The sequence below is a fragment of the Streptomyces sp. GB4-14 genome (assembly GCF_022696125.1).
GTDB lineage: Bacteria > Actinomycetota > Actinomycetes > Streptomycetales > Streptomycetaceae > Streptomyces > Streptomyces werraensis.
Genome location: NZ_RZHO01000002.1, coordinates 3,180,167 through 3,196,571, shown reverse-complemented (window position 1 = coordinate 3,196,571; position 16,405 = coordinate 3,180,167). Strand labels below are relative to the sequence as shown.

Genomic DNA, 16,405 nt, shown 5'->3' with positions numbered 1-16,405 from the left:
GGGGCGCGTGAGGGGACGGCAGGGCACGGCGCGGCGGACGACGGCACGGAGCCGGTACGGCGCCGTGGGACGTCCGGTCCTGGCTGCCGCGCTCGGGCTGGGGATCGCGCTGACGGGACAGCACGCCCGGGCCACCGGCCAGGACAGCGCCCACGCGTACGCCTTCGCCGAGGACGCGCGCCGGATCGAGGGCGCCGGGAGCACCGCGGACGCCGTGGAACTGGAGCCCGGCCGGACCTACCGCAGCACCCTCCCGCCCGACGCCAAGGTCTTCTTCCGTCTGGAACTGGACGACACCGGGACGGCGTACGCCTCCGTCACCGCCGTGCCGCCGTCCGGAACCGGCGTCTCCGTCGCCGACGGCGTCAAGGTGACCGTGGAGGACACCGACGGCCACGCGTGCGACGCGGACACGGCGACCTTCGGGGCGCCGGGCAGCCCTCATCCGGTCGCCGCGTGGGCCATGCGGGAGATCTCCCCCAGGAGAAGCGTCTGCGCCGAGGCCGGGACGTACTACGTGACCGTCGAGCGCGCAGCCCCCGACGCGCGCGGCGCCTCCTCCGACCCCTGGGAGCTGGAGATCGGCACGGTGTCCGAGCCCGGGACGAAGACGCCGGCCGGCACGGCCGCTCCCGAGGCGTGGGACTCGGCCACGCCCTCCCCCGTCCAGGGAACAGCCCGACGCCGCCCCGGTGGCGCGGGGTTCGCACAGGCGGCCCCGCTGGGCGAGGGCGTGTGGCGCGACGACGTACGGCCGGGCCAGACGCTCTTCTACCAGGTCCCCGTCGACTGGGGCCGGCAGCTCCACGTCACCGCCGAGCTGGGCAGCTCCGGCACGGACGCCTCCGGCTACGTCGCCTCCGCGCTCACCCTGGACCTCTACAACCCGGTGCGCGGCCAGGTCGAGGACCTGTCCCTCGGCTACAACGGCGGCCAGAAGTCCAAGCCGTTCAAGCCCCTGCCGCCGGTCGCGTACGAGAACCGGCACGCCTCCGGGCAGCAGGTCTCGGCAGTGCGGTTCGCCGGTGCCTACTACCTCGTCGCGCACCTCTCCCCGGAGGTCGCGGAGGACTTCGGCGACGGGCCCGTGCCGCTGACACTGCGCGTGCGGCTGGGCGGGGCGGCGCAGGACGGGCCGGACTACGCGGGCGGGACCGTTCCGGCGGACGTCTTCACCGTCGGAGGCGGGGACGGCCTGACCTCCGGCGGGGGTGGTGACACGGGCGACGCGACCCTGTACCGGGTGCTCGCGGCGGGCGGCATCGGCACCGGGAGTGCCCTGGTGGTGGGGCTCGGGGTGTGGACGGTGGTGGCCCGGCGTCGCGGCGCGGGCCTTTCCGGGTGATCCGGTGACGCCGTGACCCGGTGACGCCGATGCCGTCGGCGTGCGTGCGGCCCGTGGCGGTCAGACGCGGGTGAGCGCCCAGAAGCCCACGGCGTAGCACGCCAGCGCCAGCAGCAGCACGGGCACGGCGACCCGTGCCGGAGGGCCGGGCCTGCGGATGCCGCGCCGACGGTGGGAGCGGGGGGCAGGCGGGTGCTGTGCGGTCACCGTGTCCGGCGGCGGAACCTGTGACGACCGGGCGGTGTATTCAGCAGTGGAGGGGTCGGGACGCACGGCCGGTGGCGGCTGGGGGGAGCGCAGCTGATGGGTCGCTTCGGAGGGGGAGACCTCGGGCACCTGGTGCTGGTGGCCGTACGGGGAGCGGGGCACGTACTGCGGGGGGTGTGGGGGGTGCTCGGGGGAGCGTGGAGGGGGGACCGAGGAGGGCTGGGGCGGCGGCAGGGGGAAGCTGCCGGTGTCCGACAGGGCGGGAGGCCGCGGGGCGGCGTCCGGCGGAGTGGCGGGGGAGCCGGTGGCGGCGCCGTGCCGTGGGCCGGGCGGGGCCGTGCTCCAGGCAGGGCGAGGCTCGGGCTCCCCGCCGTCCCCGACGCTTCGCCCCGCCGTCCCGCCCTCGACCGCACCCACCTGCGGCCCACCGGCCTCCGGTCGCAGCCCGGAGGCCTTCTTCTCCGGGCCGTCCTCGGTGAACCCGGGCGGCAGCGGGCCGAGTTGGTCGAAGATTTCGATCAGTTCGTCGTCGGGGCCGGGCTCCGGCAGCAGCTCCGCCGCCGCGGCGAGCGCCTTCCGCGCCCCCGTCGCCGAGCGGAAACGCGCCTCCGGATCGGGCTGCAGCAAGGTGGCCACCACCTGCCACAGCGGCTCGGGGATGCCCTGGGGCGCACCCGGCGTCCCGTGATCGGCGAAGTACTGGATAAGAGCCTTGGCGTCCGGTTTCGCGCCCTCGAGCAGATACAGGGCGACCAGGCCCACGGCGAACAGGTCGGCGGGGAAGTCCGGCTCGGCGCCCATCATCTGCTCCGGGGCCAGATACCCCGGGGTGCCGACGACCAGGTCGGTCTCGGTCAGCCGGGGCTCGCCCAGCCGCATGGCGATGCCGAAGTCCGACAACCGGAGCTTCGGCCTGCCCCGGCCGGTGGCCTCCAGCAGCACGTTGGCGGGCTTGACGTCGCGATGCACCACGTCCTCCGCGTGCACCGCCGCGAGCCCTGAGAGGAGCTGGTCGAGGAGGGTGCAGACGAACGCGGGCGGCAGCGGACCGTAGTCGCCGACCAGGTGCACCAGGGAACCGCCGGCCACCAGGTCCATGGTGAACAGGACCTTGTCGTCGTCCGCGGCCCAGCTGGTGGGGGCGAGCACATGGGGGTGGTCGATCCGCAGCGCCTGCTCGCGCACGAAGCGCAGCAGCGAGTGGGCGTCGCTCTGCAGCAGCACCTTCGCCGCCACATAACGGCGACGGCGGTGGTCCCAGGCCCGCCAGACCGCGCCCACGCCCCCGCGTCCGATCGGGTCGACCAGCTCGTACCGGCCGGCGAAGACCTCACCCATGACTGTGCGTCGCTCCTCCCCCTGAGGTGTCCCCCTGTCTCTCCCCCACGACGAGCGGTACGACTCCCCCCGTGCCCCGCTTTCCCCCCGGCCCTCACGTGTCGCCGGCGGCCGAACCCCCTTCGGCCGCCGGGCGGTGCATCAGCTCTGGTGCGCCTGGTAGTGCGTGACCGCGTCGGCGGTGCGGCCGGCGCCGTAGACCCGGAGGAACTCCGCCAGCTCCGGGTGGGCGGGTGCGAGGGAGTCCGCGGCGTCGAGGATGTCGCCGGCGGCCGCCACCGAGCGCAGCAGGGACTGGATCTCACGGACCACGCGCTTGACCGTAGGAGCCCCTGAACCGCTCGTGGACTGCGCGGTGTTGGTGAGGACGGAACCCCCCTGGGACTTCTTGATCTCCTCCATGCGCTCCGTCGCCTCGGCCGCGCTGACGCTGCCGTCCGCGACCTGCCCCGCCAGGTCCTGGAGCAGCTGCACGCGCTGGACCACCGCCGGATTGCCGATCTTCGCCCGCTGGCCGCTCATCAGCTGCGACAGCATCGGCGCGGACAGTCCGAGCACCCCCGCCAGACGGGCCTGGTTGAGGCCCAGGTCGTCTATGAGCCTACGGAAGAGCGCCCCCAGCGGCTCCCCGTACCAATTCCGCTGCAGTTCCCGCGCTCTGGCGGTGGCTTCCTGCTGTGCGGCGTCCATTGCGTCTCCCCATCGCTTCCCCATGAACCGTGGGTTCGCTAGAGCGAACCACGCCTCGCATCTTACGGAGAGTGGTTGGTCACGGGGACCCCCAATCTTTTTGCGGAATCCCCGGGGGGACCCGGTACTCTGGTCCCGGACGCGTGCCAGGATCTGTTTGTCCTGGTGGACGCATTCCCTCCGGGGCCTTAGCTCAGTTGGTAGAGCGCTGTCTTTGCATGGCAGATGTCAGGGGTTCGACTCCCCTAGGCTCCACAGCAGGTCACGGGCCCCTCGCCTATCCGGGCGGGGGGCCCTCTTACGTCCGCAGTCCACAAAAAGTCCACATCGCCACGCGGCACCACGGGGAACGTCACCCGTCTGGGGGACTGGACTATGTTCAAACAGCACGTACAGTGCTGATCACGAGAGAGGCAGGCGTGTCTCCCCACGCGCGCCTGAGACGCGTCTCTCGGAGGCTGCTCGACGCCCGGCGGGGAGGCCGGCGCGAGCAGACGAGGGCCCCCGCCGGAACTATCGGCGGGGGCCTTCTGCGTCCCAACGTAGACCGCCCCAGAGGTTTTTGCCTCTGGGGCAGGACGCCTTGACCAAGTCATGGCGTCTAACGGCCAGCCAGGCGGAGACGCGCACGCCCGCCGGCCGCTCCGTCCGCGCCCTTCGGTCGAGCGAACGGCGCGAGCTTTCAAGATCCCAAATTATGCCTGGCCAGGCATAGGCATCGGACGATGATCGATATTCGGTTGGCTGGTGCCACTCGATCCGCTGCCCGACTGGGTGCCAGCCCGCCGCCGGGAGATCGGGGCACGCATCCGCGCCGCGCGGCTCGCCGCGAACCTGACCCAAGAGCGTCTCGGCGAGCGCGTCGGCCGCGACTACCGAACCGTCCTGCGGTGGGAGTACGGGCAGCGCGTACCCGACCTGAACGATCTGCTGCTCTTAGCCGACGCGCTCGGCGTCCCACTCGCCCAACTGGTGGAGTGAGCGGGCCGCCTGCCTTGCCTTCGCCGTCGGCGGCCCGCTCGTCCCGGCTCCTCACCTTCAAGCAGGAAAGGCGTGCCGGGAGTCTGGAAGGGCGGCCCGTCCCCGACGGGGAACGAGGGCGGACCGCCCAGGGCCCGCTACTGGTCCGGCCGGCGTATGTCGGACCGGGAGCGGGAGTCAGCGAGCTGCCGGAGCGCGCGGGCGTCCGGGCAGCCGTCACGGACGCAGCAGCGGTAGCAGCTCCGGATGTGGATGGCGAGGACGCGGGCGGCCTCGCGGGCGGCACACGGGTGGCAGGCGCGCGGCGCCCACGAGACGACCGTGCCGAGGCGGGTGGTCATCCGGGTGCCGAGGCTGATGGTCGGCTCCGCCGTGCACCAGACGCAGGTGCGGCCGGCGGCCTGCTCGGGGTGGATCCGGTCCGGGCGCGGCACGGGCAGCAGCTCGGGTGCGCGCACGAAACCGGGGTGCATGACGGCGGTCACCGGTCAGCGAACGGGACGAGGCCGTTGACCTTGATGCACGGGCCGCAGGCGAACTGAGTTCCGCCCGGTCCGCTGCCCTGCTCGATGACGTCGATCAGGCGGACGCCCTCAGAGTGGCCCTGGTGCCAGGCGCAGTAGCCGAACGCGCGCGGGGTGTCTTCCTGGGCGGGCGGGGTGTGCGTAGGCTCTGCCATGTCGTCGCTCCCTCGAAGCGGTGGCCACGCCCCCGGCCGGTCGCACGGCGCGGGGGTCTACTCGTGTTCGGGACTGTACCCCTTGCATCCCTTGTATGCACTACATACAGCGCATCCACTGCTCGCGGAGAGTGATCACCGCTCTTAGCGTGGCCTGCATGATCGACCCCACCTCGGCGGTACCGCGCTGGCAGCAGGCGCACGCGATCCTCGTGCAGCGGATCCGCGTCGGCACGTACCCGCCCGGCAGCCGGGTGCCGTCCGTGGTCGCGCTCGCCGAGGAGCTGGGCATCTCGATCCCCACCGCGCAGAAGGCCTTGCGGCAGCTCCGCGAGGACGGGCTGACCTACACCGTCCCCGGTCTCGGCTCGTACGTCGCTGACCCCCAGCAGGGCACAGCAGCGCCCCCGCCCACCCCATAACCAGGGCGGACGAGGGCACGTTGAGGGAGCGGGGACAGACGTCCCGGGCCGGCCTCCCACCACGGGGCCGGACCGGGACTCACAGCCCCACGTCATGCAGGAACGGCTCCGCCTCCCTCGGCACCGGCTGCGGCGGCGGGGGCGGCTCCAGGTGCGAATCGCGAATGAACCCGACCAGCGTGCGCACCCATCCCACCATGTAGCGGATCGTAAAGTCCTGAGCCGTGATCCGCTCACGGTCCCGCGCCGACTGCTCCTTCTGCGCAGCCAGCTCCGCTTTCAGATCAGCCTGGTTCTGCCGCAGCTCCTTCACGATCGTCGTGAAGTCGTCCCGCCGCTGCTGCCCGCGGGGTTGTCGACGCCCGATCACGACCTGGACGATCCCACCGACGGCGGTGACACCAGCCACAGCCAGGGCGGACAACGCGGTCAGCATCTCAGGTCTCACGGGGCAACTCCGATCGTGCACGCGGCGGTTCGTCCCAGCCGATCACCACGAGGCAGACCGCACCGAACGCGCCGAAGATCAATGCGACGACCCAGCCGCGCGGTGACTCGCCGAGCGGCCACCACGACAGCAGGTACGCCATGGCCCACGGGGTGGCAATCAGCCACACCGCGAGGAAGCCGGGCCAGTCCCGGCGCGGTGGGAGCCAGGCACAGACCACGGCGAGCACGCCCGCCGCGATCCACACCCACCCCCAGAAGTCGAGCGGGCGCAGCTTCAGCAGCAGCACCAGCCCGTCCTGGTCACCCGTCGGCTGGACGATCTGCCCCGAGCCGTAGCCCATGGCGACGATGCCCTTGCAGGTGAGGAGCGCACCGCGGCGGCCCAGACGTCGGGTGAGCCGCCGGACCGCCGCCCGCATCAGACGCTCGGCGCCGTCGACGCGCTGTTGCGCTGGCCGATGAACTTCGCGACCAGGCCCTTCACCAGCGAGCCGACCGCAGCTATCCCGGCCGCGCCGACGGTCTCCCAGAACGACGCAGAGAACATGTCCGCCGGGCCCGCCGCCAGGGCGACGGCGCCGGCCGCCGCGAGGAACGTCCAGATGATCCGCTCGACGAGGTCCTTGGCGTAGGTGGCGCCGGTCCGGACGACGGTGTCGACGTCCGCGCGGGACGGGAAGTCGGAAGTACTCATGAGTCTCTCGTTTCTCTCGGGTTGGGCAGGGGACGGGGGTGTCAGCCCTGCGGGTCGGTGTCGGTGAGCTGCTGGCCGAGCTTCTCCAGCGCGGCACGGGCGCCGGCCTCGGCTGCGGCCTGGATTTCGGCGGCGTCCAGCCCGCCGCCCTCGGCGAGCCGGGACACGACGCCGGACAGGGCGCCCACGTCCGCCTGAAGCCGCATCAGCCGGACCCGGTTGTCCCGGGACACCTCGGTCGCGTGGTGCAGGATGCTGTACGCCGACCAGTCCGGGTTGTCCTTGGTGCCCCAGCGGACGGGAAGGCCGTCGCGCTTCCACACCCGGTCCGCGACCAGATCGGCCAGCTTCTTCATGTCGGCGTCACTCAGCGCCATGTCGTCCTCCTTGGTGTCGGGTCGGGGCGCACCGGCCTTCACCCACGCGTAGACCGTGTCTCCGGGGCAGGCGGTGGCGTAGCCGTCGCGGTGCCCGCCGAGCCACGTGCCGGCCGGGCCTTCCTCGCGGCAGTACTCGATGGCGTCGCGGGCGCCGTGCAGCTGCTCGTCCGTCGGCTCGGTCAGCCCGGAGGAGCCGACCATCAGCAGCACCGCGTAGTCCTGGTTGTTCAGCGTGGTGTTGCCGTTCGCGCTGTTGCGGCGCTTCAGGCCGCGGCCCTCGTAGACGTAGCCGTGCGTGCAGACGATGTAGCTGTAGCCCACGTCGGACCAGCCGTTGCCGTCCATGTGCTGCGCCTGGATCTGTCGCACGTAGGCCGCGCACTGCGCGTGCGGGCGGTCGGTGTACGGCGTGCCGAGGTAGTGCAGTTTCACGCCTCGGCGCTTGCCGCTGTAGAGGGTGGCGCCGTTGGGACGCCGGTAGTCCCGGGCCCCCCACTGCGCACGCGTGACGAGTTTCATGGCCGTGCCTTTCAGATGAGTCGGGCGTAGCGGGGTGCACCGCCGATGGCTCCGCCACCGCCGAACTTCCCGCCGGTCGTCGCGCCGCTGGTCCTGCGGACTTGGATCTGCACCTTGAGCGCGGTGTCCGCCCGGTACGGGGTGAGGTCGAGCGTCAGGGCAGGCAGGGCGTACGTGAAGGTGGCAGGGACGTTCCCGCTGGCCACGGTGGTCGAGTCGTTGAACTGCACCCGCCACTCGCCCCCGCTGTTCGTGGTGCCGACGACGTCACCGATGAACACCAGGCCCATCGACAGCGTCGCCGCGCGCGGGCTGATGATCGTCTCCCACAGGGTGGTGAAGGACGTCGCGTCGTCGTAGACGAACGTCCTCAAGCTCGTCGGGTAGAACGGCACCTCGTCCCGCTCCCAGCCCTCACGGGCCATCGCCGCCACCCGCTCCTCGAGTTCGGCGAGCCGTTGCAGGAAGTCGCTGTTCTTGTGGACCTTGGGCACGTCACACCCCCACGCAGGTCAGGCGCACCCGCTCGGGCCCGCCGCTGCTGGTGTTCTGGATCGACACGATCCGCAGTACGCCCTCACGGCCCCGCGGGCTCTTCGGCTCCGGGTCGATGACGAACAGCGCCTCGTCCCCCACGGAGTACGAGCCGAACGCCGGGTCGGTGTCCGCAGAGACCACGAACGTCGGCTCGACCGTGGCCCGGGAGCGGGCCGCGAGGTCAGCGTTCGTCAGGCCCTGCACCTGCGCCTCGTCCACCACTCCGTCATACGTGGCGACACCCTCCAGCAGCGGCCACCCCGAGTCGATCAGATCCTGCGCCGCCGCGGTCTTCACGATCCGCGCCTCACCCGACCCCGCGCCGAGCCCGGACATCTCCGTCACCAGCTCGGTCCCGTCCTCGGGCCAGTCGTAGCTGATGATCGAGCCGTGCCCGCCGCCCTTCGAGAACACCAGGCCCGACTCGCTCACGGGCCGGCCGCGCCGCGGGTACCAGGTACGCGCCTCCCGGACCCTCCTCGGAGGCTGGTTGTTCGCCGACGTCGTCCACGCCACCTCAACCGCGAAGTCGAAACCGTTGTCAGCAGCGGCCAACTCGCTGATCGCCTTGTAGATCTCGGGCCGCTCGTACCCGAAGTACGCCACGTTGCGGGTGACACCGTGCCCCGAGCCCGAGCCAGCCAGGGCGTTCAGGTCGACCTTGATGTCCCCGCCAGGCTGATCCTGCGCGTACCGGAGCAGCGACCACACAATGTGCTTCTGGTCCGAGTACAGGCGCTGCCCACCCTTGTCGACATACGCCGGGTCGAGCAGCAGTGACGTGTCCGTGGCCAGCGTCTTCTTCACGTACCGGTGCTGGAAGTACGACAGGAACTCGGCGGCTTGGACCTGCTTCCCGCCCTTGGTGTCCTCGCGGGTCCACACGATGCCGCCCCACACCAGCACCCCGTCACGGTCGACGTACACCGCGGTACGGCCGGGTTCGCTCGCGGTCTCCGGGTCCAGCGGCAGCGTCTCGTCGTTGTACGGGATCGTGCCGCTGAGCTTCCCGATCCCGTTCAGCTCGAAGCTGTAGCTGACGTCGGACATCGGCAGCTCGGCGAGGAGCGTGTCTGTGCGCAGGTCGCAGAACAGGTACGTGTACGTGTGCTCGGGCTGCTCCGCGCTCGCCACCGCGAACAGGCGCGCTGCCTCCATCGCCGTCGTCATGCGATCGGCTCCACGATCATCTGCCCGTCACGCACGAACACGTTCGGGCCGGTCGTCGCGCCCACGTTCCAGCCCGCCTCGAACTTGACCGTCGCGCCCGGGGTGAGACCGGTCCGCACCACCCGACGGCTGGCGATGATGCGGGAGCCCTGCGCCGACAAGCCGTTGCGGGAGGAGCCCGCCTCCGTGTAGCCGCCAGACGCCCGCCACAGCAGCCACGCCGTCGCCGTCGCGCTCGACATGTTCGACACCTGGCCGGAGATCGTGACGGCGATCATCCCCGACGGCGGCACCGTGACCGTGATGCTCGGCCACTGCGCCTCGGTGAAGTAGTTGATGTTGGTGTTGGTGTACGCCGGCTCCGAAATCTGGTCCGTGACGATCGGGCGGAGCACCTCGCGCACCCGCCGCTTCGCCCCGGACAGCGTGCCCACCTCGAACACGTCGGTGTCGTACAGGTACTGCACCTGCCCGACCGCGGGCCGCGGAGGCGCGCCGCTGCTCGACACCGGGGTGATACCGCCGGCGCCGACCGCGAACTGCCGGAAGTCCGTGATGTTCGCCGCCGACACCGACGTCTGGTTCGGGCCGATCGCCAGCTCCGCCAGCAGCTGTGCGTTCGGCGGGAGCGCCGGCCGGACCGCGGCGCCCGCCGACGCGGCGTAGGAACCTTGGATGACCTCGAGACGCCACACCGACTCGGTGCCGGTGTACTCGGCGTCGTACACCGCCGCGATGACCGCGTCCTTGCGGAACTGGCCGGAACCACCGGCCGGGCCCACGGGCAGCGTCACGTCCGCGTCGTTGACGCACACGTAGGTGCCGGACCCTCCGGTGTCGTGCTGGTCGACGTAGCAGAACCCGGCCGACACGATGACGGTCATGTTCGGGGTCGCCGCAGGCCTCACCTTCATCTGCGCGTTCTGATACGACGGCTTGACGCCCTGCCGGATCCGCATCGGTGTCGACTCGTCCACCAGGAACCCGGGGTAGCTGAGCAGGCTGGTGATGACGAGCCGGTCGTTGCGGGCCGGGTAGCTGCCGGCCTGCATCCAGGGCGGCGGGTTGATAGCGGCCATGCCGCCTCCTTCCTTACAGGCTGGTGTCGCGCCAGCTCACGGTCAGTAGGGACGTCTGTCCGGGGTCGCCCGGCAGGGCCGAGCCGCGGAACGCGATCTCGTTGTCTCCGGGCTCCAGCACGGGCCACGAGGAGCCGCCGCGCACCCACGACCGGCGCGGGCTGGACCCCATCAGCAGCACCGCCCGCGACCGGGTGTCGATCTCCAGGTATTCGCCCGCCTGGAGCGTCGCGTCAATGATCAGGCTGCCTCCGGTAGTGACCTGCTCGATCGCGGGGTTGGCTACCGGGCCGTCGATCCGCAGCACCGGGAACGCAGGGCTCGCGCCCTCGTTCGTGGCGATGATCCGGCCGGACGCTCCAGCGGCGCCGTAGGAGCGCGTACCGGTCAGCTGGTCCACCTCGATGCGCACGTCATCGACCCACATCACGTCCGCGGCGGGCGGGGTGTCCGGGACGGTCGGCGCGAGCTGCGCGTAGGTGGCCCCGGCCGGCGCGGTGTAGGCCGCGCTGAACTCCACCCACGTAGTGGCGGCCACCGTGCGGCTGTCGCTGCTCGTGCTCAGGTAGTTCTGCCCGGCGTCGTACCAGTTCACGTTGAGGGCGATCTCGCGGGCGGTGGCACAGCGCAGCCAACCGCGCGCCCGGTACGACACCCCCGCGGTGACGGCCATCAGCTCGGAGTCCATCCGCGGGTACAGGCCCGTGCCGTTCGGGGTGATCCGTGCCGACCACGTGCCGTCGTGGGCCTGCGTGTTGGTCCGCTCGACGACCGCGCCGTCCGCGCCCGTCCACGGCGCGATCGTCGTCTCGAACGACGGGTTCGTGTTCAAGGTCAGCGAGGACGTGCCGGCGTAGACGCGCGGGTAGGTGCGGCCCACGGCCGGGGAGTAGGCGGTCGTCCGCTCGACCTTCTCCGCCAGGCCGTACAGGTACGGGTCGGGGCAGTAGAACTCCAGCGCCGCGTCCCCGATGCGCCACAGGTACTCCGCGTCGTACGGGATGCTGCGCTTCCTCACCTTGGCGTAGACGAGAACGTCCTGGTCCAAGAACTGAAGCGGGGCGGGCTGGCGCTGCGGCTGCGTCGCCGCGCGCAGGGCGAGGGACAGGGCGCGCAGGTCGTCCGGGGACTGGCCGCGCAGCCCCAGCTTCATCTGCACGACGCGGGGCCCGGTGTAGTCGGGGCCGCTGTAGTCGCCGTGCTGGCCCGGCCGTTCGATGTCCTCGCTGCGGATGTCCGGCAGGTCGTCCAGCCCTTCCACGGCGGTGACCATGTAGGGCGTGCCGGGCCCGAACACCAGGCTGCCCCACTGCACCTGGCCGAGTGCCTGCTGTGCCACGCTCACCGCCTCCCCACTTTGCCGAGCCACGACAAGGCGTGCACGACTTCACCCGGCGTCGCCTCGGTGCCGTAGAGATTGATCGTGTTGTACTGGTCGCCGGTCCCGGCGACGGTGCCCGCGGTGACCGCCGCGAGCTGGCCGGCGGTGGGTAGCAGGAGCGCGCCGCGCGCACCGGAGGCCACGTCGAGCGCGGCTCCGGCGACCGTCCCGGCCGCCCGCCGTACCCGCTGCACCGTGGACAACAGGCCCGTCTCGAGGCCGCGGCCGTCCATCTCACCGATCCACGCGAACTCCCGGCTCGGGCTCTTCGTCTTGTGGGCCTTCTTCACCACCGCGAGCATGCTCAGCGCGATCCGCCGCATCTGCGCCTCGATCTGCTTCTCCTGGCTCTTCAGCCCGGCGACGAGGCCCTTCGCCGCGTTGATGCCCGCGCTGTAGAGGGCGTCCCCGACGGTGTTGCCAGTCGCCGAGGCGCTCTTGGCGAGCTGCCCCTGCAGGTCGTTGATCCGCTTCAGCTCGGCCGGGGTCGCCTTCGCCAGCGCCGCCGCCGTCGCGCCGCCCGCCTCGACACCCGCGTCCGCGATCTGCAGCAGCAGGTCGTTCCGCAGGCCGGCCTTCCGCAGCTTGGCGATGTTCGCCTGGAACTCTTGCGTCTTCTTCAGCGCGGTCTGGAGCCCGACCGTGATGGCGGACACCGAGTTGACGTCGGCGTGCCCGGTGGTGATGTTAGCTTCCCGGAGGATGCCGTCACGTACCCCGTCGACGACCTTCTGCCGGTTGGCGATCAGCCCGTCGAGCTTCTTCTGTCCGGCCTGGAGCCGCTTGATCACCGCGTCGCGGCGGGTGGTCAGCTTCTCCAACTGGTTGATGCTGTTCTTCAGCGTCCGCCCGTACCCGCTGCGGACGTTGTCGGGCAGCGCCTTGGTGATCGACTCCAGCCGGGCCCGCAGCTTCGCCGTCGTGCCGTCGATGCCCTTGATGAAACCCTCGATCAGCATCCGTCCGGCCGGGGTGAGGATCCGGGCGTCCTTCGCCTTCGGGCCCTTCCAGTCGGGGAGCATGTTCGTCAGGCTCGTCAGGGTGTCGCGCACCTCGCCGAACGACTGCCGGATCCCGGTGATGAACCCTTGGATCAGATCGCGACCCGCCTGCGGCAGCAGCGTGACCAGCCCGGACAGGATGTCCCGCACGAAACCGGGGATGCCCCGGATGACCTCGCCGACGCGCGCCACCATGCTGACCGTCTGCTGCGTCATGCTCACCGCGGCGTTCGATGCGGCACGCTTCACCGTGTTCACGAACGAGGTGAGGTGCGGGCTGACGCCGGACGGCAGGCGGCTGATGGTGCGGGCCACGTCGGTACCCATCCCGGCCACCGAGGCTTTCGCGGAGTCCGTCGCCCCGGAGAAGTCGCCGCGCAGCAGCTGCGAAAAGTTCTTCACGCCCTCGGTGGCCTGGCCGCCCAGCCAGCCGACGAGGCGCCGCAGCCACTCGATGATCGTGGACAGGCCGAGCGCGAAGATCTCCAGCGCGGGGCCGATGAACTCGCGGACGATCACGGCGACGCCGCGCAGGAAGTACTGCAAAAGCGGCAGCAAGGTGACGATCAGTTCGGAGATCGGCGGCAGCAGTGGCAGCAGCGCGATCACAATCTCACCGAACGCGCCCGCCAGCTCGACCAGCACCGGCTCCAGCTCGTCCAGGATCGGGCCGAGGGCCTCACCGAGTTCGGTGATCAGCTGCTGTATCGGCGGGGCGAGTTCCTCGAGGACCGGGCCGAGCATCTGCAGCGCCTGGCCGAGCAGCGGCGCCGCGGTCTCCGCGAGCAGCGACATCGTCTCGAACAGCGCGGAGAGCCCGCCCTGCATCTCGGGGGAGTTGACGGCGTCGGCGATCTCCTGGGTCACCGTTTGCAGCGTGCCGATCAGCCCGCCGCCCTCCGGCATCGCCGCGAAGATGCCGCCCAAGATTTCGCCGACGTTCCCGCCGACCTCGGCCAGATCCCCCAGCAGCTCAACCGCCTGGTCGATCATGTCCTCGAGGGCGCCCGACTGGTACGCGCGGTCGAGCCGCTCCCCGATCTCGTTCGCCGCCCGCGCCGCGCCCCGCGTCAGCCTCTCGAACGACGGACCGGCCGCCGCGGCGATCTGCCCGAGGCCCTTCACGATCACACCGGGCGTACCGGCCAGGTTTTGCAGGCCCTTGCTCGCGGAGCCGAGCGCCCGGCCGAGGGTGCCGTTTTCCGCCAGGGTGGTGGCCGTGCCCATCACGCCGGCCGCCATGTCGCCGAGCGCGGTGGCGGTGCCCATCAGGTTGCGGCGCAGCACCGGCAGGACCACGCGGCCGGTCCGCTCGAGGTTGTCGCCGAGCCCGCGGAACACCTCGTTCTGTACGTCCTGCTGCAACGCCCGCAGTTGCGGCGCGGCGTCCTTCACGGCCTGCGCGAACTCGCGGGCTTCCGGCGCCAGCTTCTCCAGCGCCTCGCTGTACTCCTCCGCCTTCGACGGGTCGAGCGCCGCGCTGAGGGCGTCTTCCATGCCGACCGCGGCCAGCTTCACCGTGCCCTGCGCCAGCTTCACCGCGGCCAGCCCGGTGACCGCCACACCCGCCGCGGGCGCCACGTTCGACAGCGTCGTGACCAGCCCGGCCACCAGCGGCACCGCAGCGCCCACACCGGCCGTCGCCACCCCCACACCCGACAGCGCGCCGGCCGCCCGCCCGGCCACCGCCGGGATACGCCGCAGGATCGCATCGAGCCGGTCCGGGCCGTCGGTGTCGACGTCAACGTCTATGTCGACGTCGGTGTCATCGACCTGCCGCGCCGCCCGCCGCAACTCCTCCAGCCGCTCGGCCGCCTGCCGGGTCGCAGCCGAGATGTTCAGGTCGTAGTGCTCATCCCCGATCCGAGCGAGGTTCGCCTGAAGGTCGTCGATCTGCCGCAGCGCATCGGTGAGGGAAATGTCGACACCGATGCGCTGCGAGTCCAGCCGCGCCAGCTGCTGGTGCACCCGCTGAAGGTCACGGTCGATGTCCTCGGAGTCGCCGTCGATCGTGACCTGCGGGAGATTCCGCAGCAGGTCATCGAGCTGCCGGTGGATGCCCTGCCCGAGCGCCGACCCCATCGCCGAGCCCTGCCGGGTCGCGTCCGCCAGCTCCCCGGACGTGCCACCCACGTTGACCTGGAGGTGACTGACCAGGTTCGGCAGGTTGATGTCGTCTGCCATCGGGTCACCTCCGGGTCATCGAGGCGAAGCCAAGGAGGCTGGCGCCGTCGGCGGGTTCTGGTTCACGCTGGCCGCCCGTCTGGTGGGCGGCCTGATGCTGCTCGGCCAGCGTCAACAGCTGGCAGACGGTCATGTCCCAGAAGACACCGGGGCTGACGCGGAGGGCACCGACGGCGAGGTAGTAGAACTCAGCCCAGGGGAAACCGTCTCCACTGGGACCCCGGGGGCCGGGGTCGCGTCGTCGTTTCCCAGGCTCTCGAGGGCCTTGGAGAACGCGGCGTTGAACGCCTCGACGTACTGGCTCAGGCGGCCCGGGTGCAGCAGGTCCGCGAGGTCCGCGCCGTCCTTCCGCCGACGGAACACGATGTCCCCGCTGATCTTCCGTTCGCCCTTGGCGTCCTGGTGCTCGCGGAAATTCGGTTCGAACCCGCCGGGACCGACCGCGCCGCAGCCGACCAGCTGGATGATCGGGCCGAACGCGGCGCCGTTGCCGGTGGAGTCGATCGCGTTCTGTACGGCGGCGACGGACCCGTAGCGCGCCTCGAGGAGCGCGAGCGCGCGCATGCTGTACCGCAGCTGCACGCTGGTGCCGTCCACGAGGTCGACGGTTCCGCCGTCGGCGAGAAGGTCAAGGCCCTGCGTCATGGTGGTGTGTCCCTACTTGAGTGCCGGGTTTCGGCCTGCGGATGAGGGGGGCCGGGCGGGGCGGGCGCTGAGCGAGAGACGCGGGCCCCGCCCGGGGATCACGGGGTGGCGGCGGTCGGGATCGCGACGGCGGTTTCGTTGATCGTCACCGAGATCCACTTGCCGGTGCTGATCAGCGGCACGGCGCGCGCCTCGTTCTCGATCGTCCGGTAGTCCTCCTCCGCGAGCCCGAGGCCCGGGAAGCTGGAGAGGACGCACTTCCAGAGCGTGAAGTGCACGTCGCCGCCGATCTGATCGCTGCCGCCGGTCGGCGTCTTCCCGATCAACTTGAACGGCAGCGGCTTCGCGTCGGAGTCGAGATCCCAGGTGGTGGTCTGCGCGGGGGTGGTGCCGGAGTCGGTGACGTCGCCGCCGAGGAGCGCGGCCAGCACGTCCAGGCTGAGCTTGGCGTGGGGGAACGCGACGGTGACGTTGGTCAGCGACGAGTCCGAGTCGAGAAGCCGGTTGTCGCCGCGCAGCTCCTTGACCTCGACGTCGCCGGAGATCTCCATCGATTTGATGCCGGGCACGTCGATGCCCGCCCCGTACGACGGCGCACCGCCCTCCGGATCGGCCAGCAGCGGCGCGATCTTGGCGTCCTCGACCGCGTACAGCTTCGTCACTCGGGAGATAGGCATTTCGGTTCCTTCCTGGTGCCGGGGTC

Annotated in this window: 18 protein-coding genes, 1 tRNA gene and 1 pseudogene; 4 read left to right on the top strand and 16 right to left on the bottom strand. The window is 71.2% G+C overall.

Going from position 1 to position 16,405, the window contains the following annotated elements; translation table 11 throughout:
• The first annotated feature begins 64 nt into the window (after positions 1–64).
• Positions 65–1,345 (top strand): hypothetical protein, encoded by a 1,281-nt coding sequence (locus tag ELQ39_RS15920; RefSeq protein ID WP_242592388.1) that lies wholly within the window; start codon positions 65–67, stop codon positions 1,343–1,345.
• A gap of 60 nt (positions 1,346–1,405) precedes the next feature.
• Here ELQ39_RS15920 and ELQ39_RS15915 read toward each other — a convergent pair whose 3' ends face one another.
• Positions 1,406–2,890, bottom strand: a complete 1,485-nt coding sequence (locus ELQ39_RS15915) for a serine/threonine-protein kinase (protein WP_242592387.1) — start codon at positions 2,888–2,890, stop codon at positions 1,406–1,408.
• A gap of 141 nt (positions 2,891–3,031) precedes the next feature.
• Entirely contained in the window at positions 3,032–3,580 is a 549-nt protein-coding gene (locus ELQ39_RS15910; protein WP_242592386.1) for a helix-turn-helix domain-containing protein, read from the bottom strand.
• Between the two features lie 182 nt (positions 3,581–3,762).
• Here ELQ39_RS15910 and ELQ39_RS15905 point away from each other — a divergent pair.
• Both ELQ39_RS15905 and ELQ39_RS15900 read left to right on the top strand, forming a co-directional pair.
• Positions 3,763–3,835: transfer RNA gene (locus ELQ39_RS15905), tRNA-Ala, on the top strand.
• Between the two features lie 492 nt (positions 3,836–4,327).
• On the top strand, positions 4,328–4,561 hold the full coding sequence (locus ELQ39_RS15900; protein ID WP_242592385.1) for a helix-turn-helix domain-containing protein: 234 nt from the start codon (positions 4,328–4,330) through the stop codon (positions 4,559–4,561).
• A 137-nt stretch (positions 4,562–4,698) separates the two neighbouring features.
• Here the strand turns inward: ELQ39_RS15900 and ELQ39_RS15895 are convergent, their stop codons facing one another.
• Together ELQ39_RS15895 and ELQ39_RS15890 are read right to left on the bottom strand one after the other, a co-directional pair.
• Positions 4,699–5,019, bottom strand: coding sequence for a hypothetical protein (locus tag ELQ39_RS15895; protein ID WP_242592384.1), 321 nt, complete (start codon positions 5,017–5,019; stop codon positions 4,699–4,701).
• A gap of 23 nt (positions 5,020–5,042) precedes the next feature.
• On the bottom strand, positions 5,043–5,240 hold the full coding sequence (locus ELQ39_RS15890) for a hypothetical protein (RefSeq protein WP_242592383.1): 198 nt from the start codon (positions 5,238–5,240) through the stop codon (positions 5,043–5,045).
• A gap of 158 nt (positions 5,241–5,398) precedes the next feature.
• Here ELQ39_RS15890 and ELQ39_RS15885 point away from each other — a divergent pair, with 158 nt between their 5' ends.
• The gene (locus ELQ39_RS15885; protein WP_242592381.1) at positions 5,399–5,662 is read left to right on the top strand and encodes a GntR family transcriptional regulator; all 264 of its coding nucleotides are present in this window, start codon (positions 5,399–5,401) and stop codon (positions 5,660–5,662) included.
• Between the two features lie 79 nt (positions 5,663–5,741).
• On the opposite strand, the gene ELQ39_RS15880 is transcribed toward ELQ39_RS15885, so the two are convergent.
• From ELQ39_RS15880 to ELQ39_RS15830, 12 genes and pseudogenes are all read right to left on the bottom strand, one after another.
• Complete coding sequence (locus ELQ39_RS15880) at positions 5,742–6,098, bottom strand: hypothetical protein (RefSeq protein WP_242592379.1); 357 nt, start codon at positions 6,096–6,098, stop codon at positions 5,742–5,744.
• A gap of 1 nt (position 6,099) precedes the next feature.
• Positions 6,100–6,531 (bottom strand): hypothetical protein, encoded by a 432-nt coding sequence (locus ELQ39_RS15875; RefSeq protein WP_242592378.1) that lies wholly within the window; start codon positions 6,529–6,531, stop codon positions 6,100–6,102.
• Positions 6,531–6,806, bottom strand: a complete 276-nt coding sequence (locus ELQ39_RS15870; protein WP_242592376.1) for a hypothetical protein — start codon at positions 6,804–6,806, stop codon at positions 6,531–6,533. Before ELQ39_RS15870 ends, ELQ39_RS15875 begins: the two co-directional genes overlap by 1 nt.
• A 41-nt stretch (positions 6,807–6,847) precedes the next feature.
• On the bottom strand, positions 6,848–7,705 hold the full coding sequence (locus tag ELQ39_RS15865; protein WP_242592373.1) for a peptidoglycan recognition protein family protein: 858 nt from the start codon (positions 7,703–7,705) through the stop codon (positions 6,848–6,850).
• An 11-nt stretch (positions 7,706–7,716) separates the two neighbouring features.
• A complete protein-coding gene (locus ELQ39_RS15860; RefSeq protein ID WP_242592371.1) occupies positions 7,717–8,199 on the bottom strand; it encodes a hypothetical protein in 483 nt (160 codons plus the stop codon).
• Between the two features lies 1 nt (position 8,200).
• Positions 8,201–9,412 carry a hypothetical protein gene (locus ELQ39_RS15855; RefSeq protein ID WP_242592369.1) on the bottom strand — a complete coding sequence of 404 codons (1,212 nt, stop codon included), beginning with the start codon at positions 9,410–9,412 and terminating at the stop codon, positions 8,201–8,203.
• The gene (locus ELQ39_RS15850; RefSeq protein ID WP_242592367.1) at positions 9,409–10,491 is read right to left on the bottom strand and encodes a hypothetical protein; all 1,083 of its coding nucleotides are present in this window, start codon (positions 10,489–10,491) and stop codon (positions 9,409–9,411) included. Before ELQ39_RS15850 ends, ELQ39_RS15855 begins: the two co-directional genes overlap by 4 nt.
• Positions 10,492–10,504: 13 nt before the next feature.
• A complete protein-coding gene (locus tag ELQ39_RS15845) occupies positions 10,505–11,830 on the bottom strand; it encodes a phage distal tail protein (RefSeq protein ID WP_242592365.1) in 1,326 nt (441 codons plus the stop codon).
• Between the two features lie 2 nt (positions 11,831–11,832).
• Positions 11,833–15,057 carry a hypothetical protein gene (locus ELQ39_RS15840; RefSeq protein ID WP_242592363.1) on the bottom strand — a complete coding sequence of 1,075 codons (3,225 nt, stop codon included), beginning with the start codon at positions 15,055–15,057 and terminating at the stop codon, positions 11,833–11,835.
• 4 nt (positions 15,058–15,061) lie between these two features.
• A pseudogene (locus tag ELQ39_RS32700) lies at positions 15,062–15,205 on the bottom strand (hypothetical protein); the annotation flags it as partial.
• Positions 15,187–15,702 (bottom strand): hypothetical protein, encoded by a 516-nt coding sequence (locus ELQ39_RS15835; RefSeq protein ID WP_242592361.1) that lies wholly within the window; start codon positions 15,700–15,702, stop codon positions 15,187–15,189. The gene ELQ39_RS15835 and the pseudogene ELQ39_RS32700, both read right to left, overlap by 19 nt.
• Before the next feature lie 98 nt (positions 15,703–15,800).
• Positions 15,801–16,379: a phage tail protein gene (locus ELQ39_RS15830; RefSeq protein WP_242592359.1), complete on the bottom strand. Its 579-nt coding sequence runs from the start codon at positions 16,377–16,379 to the stop codon at positions 15,801–15,803.
• Between the last annotated feature and the right edge of the window lie 26 nt (positions 16,380–16,405).

Bases quoted from the DNA above. Each gene is read 5' to 3' on its own strand.
- ELQ39_RS15850 (WP_242592367.1), bottom strand. From the start codon at position 10,491: ATGGCCGCTATCAACCCGCCGCCCTGGATGCAGGCCGGCAGCTACCCG.
- ELQ39_RS15830 (WP_242592359.1), bottom strand. From the start codon at position 16,379: ATGCCTATCTCCCGAGTGACGAAGCTGTACGCGGTCGAGGACGCCAAG.
- ELQ39_RS15875 (WP_242592378.1), bottom strand. From the start codon at position 6,531: ATGCGGGCGGCGGTCCGGCGGCTCACCCGACGTCTGGGCCGCCGCGGT.
- ELQ39_RS15870 (WP_242592376.1), bottom strand. From the start codon at position 6,806: ATGAGTACTTCCGACTTCCCGTCCCGCGCGGACGTCGACACCGTCGTC.
- ELQ39_RS15880 (WP_242592379.1), bottom strand. From the start codon at position 6,098: ATGCTGACCGCGTTGTCCGCCCTGGCTGTGGCTGGTGTCACCGCCGTC.
- ELQ39_RS15855 (WP_242592369.1), bottom strand. From the start codon at position 9,412: ATGACGACGGCGATGGAGGCAGCGCGCCTGTTCGCGGTGGCGAGCGCG.
- ELQ39_RS15885 (WP_242592381.1), top strand. From the start codon at position 5,399: ATGATCGACCCCACCTCGGCGGTACCGCGCTGGCAGCAGGCGCACGCG.
- ELQ39_RS15890 (WP_242592383.1), bottom strand. From the start codon at position 5,240: ATGGCAGAGCCTACGCACACCCCGCCCGCCCAGGAAGACACCCCGCGC.
- ELQ39_RS15865 (WP_242592373.1), bottom strand. From the start codon at position 7,705: ATGAAACTCGTCACGCGTGCGCAGTGGGGGGCCCGGGACTACCGGCGT.
- ELQ39_RS15910 (WP_242592386.1), bottom strand. From the start codon at position 3,580: ATGGACGCCGCACAGCAGGAAGCCACCGCCAGAGCGCGGGAACTGCAG.
- ELQ39_RS15840 (WP_242592363.1), bottom strand. From the start codon at position 15,057: ATGGCAGACGACATCAACCTGCCGAACCTGGTCAGTCACCTCCAGGTC.
- ELQ39_RS15915 (WP_242592387.1), bottom strand. From the start codon at position 2,890: ATGGGTGAGGTCTTCGCCGGCCGGTACGAGCTGGTCGACCCGATCGGA.
- ELQ39_RS15835 (WP_242592361.1), bottom strand. From the start codon at position 15,702: ATGACGCAGGGCCTTGACCTTCTCGCCGACGGCGGAACCGTCGACCTC.